The organism is Loigolactobacillus zhaoyuanensis, from assembly GCF_003946385.1.
In the GTDB taxonomy this organism is placed as follows: Bacteria; Bacillota; Bacilli; order Lactobacillales; family Lactobacillaceae; genus Loigolactobacillus; species Loigolactobacillus zhaoyuanensis.
In genome coordinates this window covers 1-7,365 of the sequence record NZ_RHOE01000095.1, presented here as the reverse complement: position 1 = coordinate 7,365, position 7,365 = coordinate 1, and the positions used below count along the sequence as shown (strand labels likewise).

The following is a 7,365-nucleotide window of genomic DNA, read 5'->3' as shown; positions in this document are numbered from 1 at the left end:
TTTGGCTTCCGTAACTATCATCATTTAGTTTCTCGAATCAAGTTACAACAGATGCGCACGAAACCAAATAAAAAAACAGAATTGGAAGTTGCTTAACTTCCAATTCTGTCTAAAATTAGCTATCAACAGGATTTGACAAAGAGCCAAAATTACTTTTGTCAGCGACTCACTTCCACTTACGATTCACTTTGAACAAATTGTTTGGCTCGAGCAGCTATATGTTTGACACGAATACAGAATTGCAATATAAACGTCAAAATTGCGCCGCTACCATTAATAATAAGCTCAGCCAAAAAAATAATTACTGAAATAAAGCCAGCAAATAACTGTGCTGCCGTCAAATAAATCAATCCGGCAACCAATAATAAACCGACAAGCATGAGCATTTTCATGCTGATCCATCCCCAATACTCAAACTATTTTAATAATAGTTTTCTGAACAATGTCTCCATTTTAACATGTTTTACGCTTTTAGTATAACTTATACTGAAATGTACATTTGCGCGACTACAGTTAGTAACCGAGGGGTTAGATTTTACGTTCTGCTGCTACTTGCTTATAATGGAGATATAGAAAGCGGGTGTGCCAAGTGAAATTATATCAAGCCTTAACGCAAGTCACGCTTAATAACGAATTAGTCGGCCAAGCGTCTACCTTTCATACAACTTTAGATACCGCTAAACCTTTAACAAACGATTTACCAACTCTCTACCATTACATCGATAGTGTCTTGAAAGCTGGTGCTAACCATAAAGATAACAATTTACAGTATGTTACTGACCATATCTTCATTCTAGAAAATTTTAATTTTAGCGCACATGAATTCACACGCCAATTAACAACTCCAGATACACAAGCTGACTTTGCCTACCATCTAGTTCAAGATCTTAATCGTCATTTAACTATTAACTTAGATCTACCTAATCAGGAAATCCAGTTACTATTTGTTGAATGATAACAATATGCTGACAGCCAGCGATCCAGTCTGGTGCAACCAACCGCGAATAAATTCGCGGTTTTTTTCGTCCGTAATCTGACTTTTATTTATAACGCTGTCGGATCGTTGCTTTTTAACTGCTTGGCCGCTGCGTGCTTAAGCAAGAAAGGGGCTACTAAAGTTGTTAGGACAATTACAATAATTGTGGCGGAATAGTATTCCGGCACAATTAACTTAGCCTGATAACCGATCTGGGCAATGATCAACGCCATTTCCCCACGTGACACCATCCCGGCACCAACAGTATAACCACTGGCCAAGTCAAAGCCAGCGATTCGTGCGCCAAGACCGCCACCAATCAGTTTAGTTAGAACGGCAACGATCGTTAACACAATAATAAACCACAGCGCACTACTCATCCCGGTAAAATTCATTTCCAAGCCGATACTGACAAAAAACACCGGAATAAACACCGCGTAACCGATTGGCTCAACGTTATGATCAATTTCAGCTTTATACGGTGTCTGCCCCACTGCGATCCCAGCAAAAAACGAACCAACAACCGCCGACAAACCAATTAAATCTGCTAAATATGCCATACTTAAACAAATGATCAAGGACATAATTGTGACCGCAGCCCCCAGTAAAAATCGCTCGGACAAGCGCATCAAGAATGGGGCGATCCATTTGACGACAAAATAAATACCAACAAAGTACAAAATCTGTTCAATGAAACCAATCATCAAATTAGGTGCACTACCACCAGTGTTTTCGCCACTTAAGCTCACAAAAACACTTAGAATAACGACGCTCAAAACATCATCCACGACAGCAGCCGCTAAAATAGTAGTCCCTTCTTTACTATCTAATATTTTTAATTCACGTAATACTTCAACCGAAATTGAAACTGATGTCGCGGTGAAGATAACGCCCATAAAAACAGCTAGTAACAAGGAAAAATGGAACCATAAACTCACTAATGTGACTAGGCCTAGCGGAAATACCACCCCAATAATTGCGACCCAGATACCAGGCCGTAAATAGCGCCGTAATAAACCAATATCGCTTTCTAAGCCAGCCATAAACATCAACAAAATAACACCAATTTCCGAAAAATCATGGATAAAAGTACTTGGTTGGATCCAATTTAGAATCGCCGGGCCTAAAACGATGCCGACTAATAACTGGCCGATCACCGCTGGAATACCAATTTTACGGCTGAAATGTCCCGCCAATAACGTGGTTACCAAAATCAAACATAAAACACCTAAAAATTTCATAATAGCTCCCTTCAATTTATCAAACAAAAAAGCAGACACCAATCCAGCCCTCCTCACCCTAGAAGGGACTGTCTTGAAAGCATCTGCTCCAACCGTCTAAGTTATTTAATTTTTACGTCGGCGACCGAGTAAACTCAATAATAAGCTGACCACGCCCAAACCAATTAGAATGTAACTTGGTACTGCGTAACTATTGAGTACCGCGTTACCAACCGCTGCAGCTGCGGTGCCAAAGACCTTGGCTCTGACTGCCACCAATTCAATGATACCAGCAGCAGAAACGCCAAAGTAGCCAATAAAAATAATCACACCGCTACTTAAAGTGATCCAGCCAAACTGTTTGGCAAACCGAAACACATTATGATCTAGCCATAAAAGGATAGCCAATAAAATGACGGTCAGTGCGGTTGCACCCCAGAAAATAATGTTAACTGTACTGTGAACTGTTTTAATTTTCTGCGTGGCTGCCGTTACTTGAGTCACGTTTAATTCATTAGTCAAACGCGTGTCTAATGTATTAGTCAGCCCTTTCACCAACGTTGATGTTGCCCCAAACTCAGCTAGTAGCGCACTTTGTTGGTTTAATTTTGTGGTTAGCGTTGATTGTGCGTGCGCAACAATATGACTCACTGAGATCGGTTGGCTAGTACCCGCCCCTAAATTACGGACCGATTGATCAAGATCTTGTTGGGCCGCTTTAGTTGTCACCAGTTGTGGTGCTAATGTACTAGGTAAGCCACGGTCAGTGACTACGTTCGTCAATTCTGCATTAGCGACTATGGCTAACTGTTTGCCGGCATCGGTTTTATCCAATTCAGTAACTAGATAATCAGCATTAAAAACACGCTGCCGGGCCACACCGGTACCGACGGCTAGCAACAGACTGACTACAGCCAGAAAGCTCAACAAGACGGCCAACCCGCCATGACGCTTTGGTGGTGCCGCAATTACATTTTGTTTGCGGGCTTGACTTCTACTCGGTAAATTCATTAAACATACTCCTTCGATTTTACAATTGTTTATTGGCGTCGATCGTAGCCTAATATATCCCGCTACTCATTCGCAGAATCAAACTAAACTATAGCATAAATAGAAATCTCAGCCAAAAGAATGGCCAGCTACCGCCAACGAAATTATGCCGGCTACTTACTGCATTCAAATTGATCAATAATTCTCTATAATTAGTTTACCACGTTATCCCCAATTTCTGAAAAAAGCTCGTATAATTAATTATATTAGATCGACTATCTTTAGGAGGTTCGCCAATATGCTACAAGCCCTTTTCTTCGACTTAGACGGCACTTTAACCGATTCTCAAGCAGGAATCGTTAATTCAATTAAATATTCACTCAATAAATTAAACTTACCCCAATTAGATGCAGCAACTTTAAAATTATTCATTGGGCCGCCATTACTGGCTTCCTATCAAAAATATTGTGGCCTAAGTGCTAACGATGCGCAGCAAGCTTTGACCACGTATCGCGAATATTATACGCAGCAGGGTATTTTTGAAAACAAAGTTTATTCTGGCATTCCAGCCGCACTTGGGCAATTACAGCAACATTATCGGCTTTACATCACTACATCAAAGCCAGAACAATACGCCCAGCAAATTAGTGACCATTTTCAACTAAGTCAGTATTTCACTGCAATCTATGGCGCAAGCATGGACGAAACGCGCGCTGCTAAAAGTGAAATTATCGCTTACGCGCAAGACCGCACTGGCTTTAACCAGCCACAACGACTGGTCATGGTCGGCGATCGCGAAAATGATATTAATGGTGCCCATGATCATGGCTTGCAAAGCATTGCCGTCACTTATGGTTTTGGTTCACCAGCTGAGTTGACTGCTGCGGCGCCTAGTGCTTTTGCTGCCACGCCCATGAGTCTACCGCAAATCGTTACCCAGCTTGATCACTAGACTGACTGACTTTTTTAGGTGTGGCCATCTAATTAGCTTGTTTAGTATGGCGCAACCTACATTTTTTGAAAGGATACTTTTATATGATTAAATTAGAGCGAATTTACACAAAGCCAGCGGATCACAGCGGCTACCGAATTTTAGTTGACCGCCTGTGGCCACGCGGGATCAGCAAGGTGAATGCTGCGCTGGATCAATGGTCTAAAGAAATTGCCCCCTCCAATGAATTGCGTAAATGGTTCGATCATGAGGTCGCTAAATACCCAGAATTTCGTCAGCGCTATTTGGCGGAATTAGCAGCTAATCCAGCCACTCCTGATTTTTTAAAGTTAGTTACCCAACAACCAACCGCCATTTTTCTATTTGGTGCCAAGGACGAACAACACAATCAAGCAGTTGTACTAAAAGAATATATTGAACAGCAAAATAACGCCTAGCAAAAGGCGTTATTTTTTGATGGCGCGAATAATTTGGGCTTCGATCAACTGTAAATCATGCTGTTCATCGACTGGGACTTGTGGCACCAACCGCTGTTGAATGAAGTAAGTTAGAAGCTGGCTAATTATTGTCCGCTCAATAGCAACTAAATCCAACTCTTGGCGCACGCCTACTTTTTTCAGCGCACGCAATAAATGTTGCGTGATCATTGGTTGTGATTCCTGCACCACTTTAAAAAATAAAGTCCGGACAGTCGGATTAGTCAACAATTCGGTCAATACGATCGTAAAAGCTTCGGCGTTTTCTTTTAAAAACTGGTAACGATTCTGAATGATAAAATGCACGATTTCGGCCAAAGTTTTGTATTGATCCAGCTCGGGTAAAAAGTCATCACGATAGCGCGGATATAAGTTTTCTAAGATCGGCTGAATAATTGCCAACAATAGATCCTGCTTGGTCTTAAAATATTTAAAAATCGTGGCTTGACTGACCGCCGCTTGTTGCGCAATCTGCGCTGTTGATGTGCCATTATATCCTTGTTGTGCGAACAGCGCTAACCCAGCCAGTAAAACAGCCCGCTCCCCTTTAGGCATTTTTTGTTCACTGACCCATTCACGATAATTATTGAATATATTATTTTCCATATCTGTCCTCTCTCACTTTGAATTTCTATCATTTAGTACTTCTTACCCGTGCTAATGAACAATCTAAACTTTACGATAACGCCGTAAACCAACAATATTTAGGATGGTCAAACAAACTAAGAAAAGTAGCAGCATACCGATATCCAAACCTAAGCTAGTCAACGGTACTCCACGGGTGATAATTTGCGTGGCGGCGTCACCTGAATATTTGATTGGAATCACGTAAGAAATACCTTTGACCCAGCCGGCCATTGAATCCAGCGGAATAATACCGGAGAAAAAGACTTGCGGGATCAATAAAATCGGAATAAATTGCATCATTTGAAATTCGGAATTAGCAAAAGTTGAAACCAAAATACCGAAGGCCAGTGCCACTAATGCTAACAACAAATTGATCAGCACGACATAAGCTAGATTACCCACTACCTCAACGCCGAGTAGCCAAATCGTTACCAGTACGATCAAAATTGTTTGGAAAATGGCCAAAATACCATAGCTAAGCATATAACCAAAAACAATTTCCGCACGTTTGACTGGCGTAGCTAAAAGCCGGTCAAGGGTGCCGCTAGTACGTTCCTTCAATAAAGCCATGCCTGAGATCAAAAAGACGAAGAAGAAAACAAAAAAGCCCATTAAAATTGGCAAAATTTTAGCAAAAAAGCCGGTGCTTGCATCGCCATAAACGTAATGATCAGTAATTTTAGGTGTCGTGGCTTTAGCCGTAGTTCGATCAGGCGTACTGGGCGCATTGGGCAGTTGGCTACGAAGTTTAGCCAATGCGCTGGTCGTACCAGCTAATTTTTCTTTTAAATGACTCATTGCGTTAGTTGATAAGGCATTGCGAAACGCCATTTTAACTGCTGTGGTTTTACTGGCATCCGTATTAGCGTAGGTCAGACTATAGTTATTATTCCGTTGCCGGACAATTGCGTCCAATTGATCATCGTCTAAAGCCCTTTTAGCAGCCTTATAATTGGAATAGCCTTTTACCGTAACGTGCTTGGTCTGCGCGAGATCACTTTTTAATGAGCGGGTCACCGCCACGGTCCCCACACTTACATCAGTTGATTGGCTAGCTGAAAAGACAAAATTCAGTAAAATCAAAATAAAAATTGGTGCCAAAAACATTAAGGCTAATGTCCGTTTGTCGCGTAGCAATTCCTTAAGCACTCGAGTCATGATGGCAAATGTTCTCATAGTTGTACACCTTCTGCCTTTAAAAATACCGCTTCGATCGTTGCCACTTGATATTGTTGTTTGAGTTGTGTCGGCGTATTAAAGGCGATCACATCTCCACCAAGCAATAAAGCCACACGATCAGCAAGTTCGGCCTCATCCATAACGTGAGTGGTGATCAAAATACTGCGACCAGCATCACGAATTTTATTTAATTCGCGCCAAACTTGGCGGCGTAATGCAGGATCAATTCCGACTGTTGGTTCATCTAATATCAGTAACTCTGGTTGACCTAACAAAGCGATCGCCAACGATAGCCGTCGCTTCATGCCACCTGAGTAACCGCTGACTCGTTTATCTAAGTCCGCGGTTAAATCAACTACCGCTGCCACATACGCAATTGCTTGTGCTAACGTCGCCTTAGGTAGTCCTTTCATTTTAGCGAAAAAAACTAAATTTTCTTGTCCGGACAAGGATTCATATAAAGCATCATTTTGCGCCATGTAACCGATATGAGCCAACAATTTACGATTCGGCATTGTTTGACCAAAAATAGTTGCGGTGCCGCTATCCGCCATTTCCATTCCTAGCGCTAACTTGATGACCGTCGACTTACCTGCTCCAGACGGCCCGATCAAACCAACGATCTCACCTGGTGTCACCGCGAAATTTATATCTTTTAATACGGTTTGTTCACCAAATTTCTTTACTAAATGAGCTAAATCAATAATTGAATTTGCCATAGATACACCTCCTTATAAAATAAGTAAGTAATCACTCACTTATTATTTAACTTAATTATAACCGCCGCTGATAAATTGTAAGCACCAAATAACTGACCGACTATCAAACTAACTAAATCCAAGTTATGATTACCTCATCAAATAATTGGTGAGGTGATTTTTATTGGCAAAACCCGATATTGTACAAATCAAAATGGATCAATCTGAACCACAGCTACGCGCAACA

Annotated in this window: 9 protein-coding genes; 3 read left to right on the top strand and 6 right to left on the bottom strand. The window is 41.4% G+C overall.

Annotated features, from left to right (window positions below; all coding sequences use genetic code 11):
• Nucleotides 1-176: 176 nt before the first annotated feature.
• Nucleotides 177-392 (bottom strand): hypothetical protein, encoded by a 216-nt coding sequence (locus EKM76_RS12430; protein WP_125550928.1) that lies wholly within the window; start codon nucleotides 390-392, stop codon nucleotides 177-179.
• Between the two features lie 197 nt (nucleotides 393-589).
• Here EKM76_RS12430 and EKM76_RS12425 point away from each other — a divergent pair, with 197 nt between their 5' ends.
• Complete coding sequence (locus tag EKM76_RS12425) at nucleotides 590-955, top strand: hypothetical protein (RefSeq protein ID WP_125550927.1); 366 nt, start codon at nucleotides 590-592, stop codon at nucleotides 953-955.
• 89 nt (nucleotides 956-1,044) lie between these two features.
• Here the strand turns inward: EKM76_RS12425 and EKM76_RS12420 are convergent, their stop codons facing one another.
• Nucleotides 1,045-2,217: a cation:proton antiporter gene (locus EKM76_RS12420; protein WP_125550926.1), complete on the bottom strand. Its 1,173-nt coding sequence runs from the start codon at nucleotides 2,215-2,217 to the stop codon at nucleotides 1,045-1,047.
• Between the two features lie 105 nt (nucleotides 2,218-2,322).
• The gene (locus EKM76_RS12415; RefSeq protein WP_125550925.1) at nucleotides 2,323-3,207 is read right to left on the bottom strand and encodes a hypothetical protein; all 885 of its coding nucleotides are present in this window, start codon (nucleotides 3,205-3,207) and stop codon (nucleotides 2,323-2,325) included.
• Nucleotides 3,208-3,484: 277 nt separating this feature from the next.
• Here EKM76_RS12415 and EKM76_RS12410 point away from each other — a divergent pair, with 277 nt between their 5' ends.
• Together EKM76_RS12410 and EKM76_RS12405 are read left to right on the top strand one after the other, a co-directional pair.
• On the top strand, nucleotides 3,485-4,138 hold the full coding sequence (locus EKM76_RS12410; protein WP_125550924.1) for an HAD-IA family hydrolase: 654 nt from the start codon (nucleotides 3,485-3,487) through the stop codon (nucleotides 4,136-4,138).
• A gap of 83 nt (nucleotides 4,139-4,221) precedes the next feature.
• Complete coding sequence (locus EKM76_RS12405; RefSeq protein ID WP_125550923.1) at nucleotides 4,222-4,575, top strand: DUF488 domain-containing protein; 354 nt, start codon at nucleotides 4,222-4,224, stop codon at nucleotides 4,573-4,575.
• A gap of 9 nt (nucleotides 4,576-4,584) precedes the next feature.
• Here the strand turns inward: EKM76_RS12405 and EKM76_RS12400 are convergent, their stop codons facing one another.
• The 3 genes from EKM76_RS12400 to EKM76_RS12390 all read right to left on the bottom strand — a co-directional run bounded on the left by EKM76_RS12400 (nucleotide 4,585) and on the right by EKM76_RS12390 (nucleotide 7,139).
• Complete coding sequence (locus EKM76_RS12400) at nucleotides 4,585-5,220, bottom strand: TetR/AcrR family transcriptional regulator (RefSeq protein ID WP_125550922.1); 636 nt, start codon at nucleotides 5,218-5,220, stop codon at nucleotides 4,585-4,587.
• A 63-nt stretch (nucleotides 5,221-5,283) separates the two neighbouring features.
• Nucleotides 5,284-6,417, bottom strand: coding sequence for an ABC transporter permease (locus tag EKM76_RS12395; RefSeq protein ID WP_125550921.1), 1,134 nt, complete (start codon nucleotides 6,415-6,417; stop codon nucleotides 5,284-5,286).
• Nucleotides 6,414-7,139, bottom strand: a complete 726-nt coding sequence (locus EKM76_RS12390) for an ABC transporter ATP-binding protein (protein ID WP_125550920.1) — start codon at nucleotides 7,137-7,139, stop codon at nucleotides 6,414-6,416. The genes EKM76_RS12395 and EKM76_RS12390 overlap by 4 nt, the downstream gene beginning before the upstream one ends.
• Between the last annotated feature and the right edge of the window lie 226 nt (nucleotides 7,140-7,365).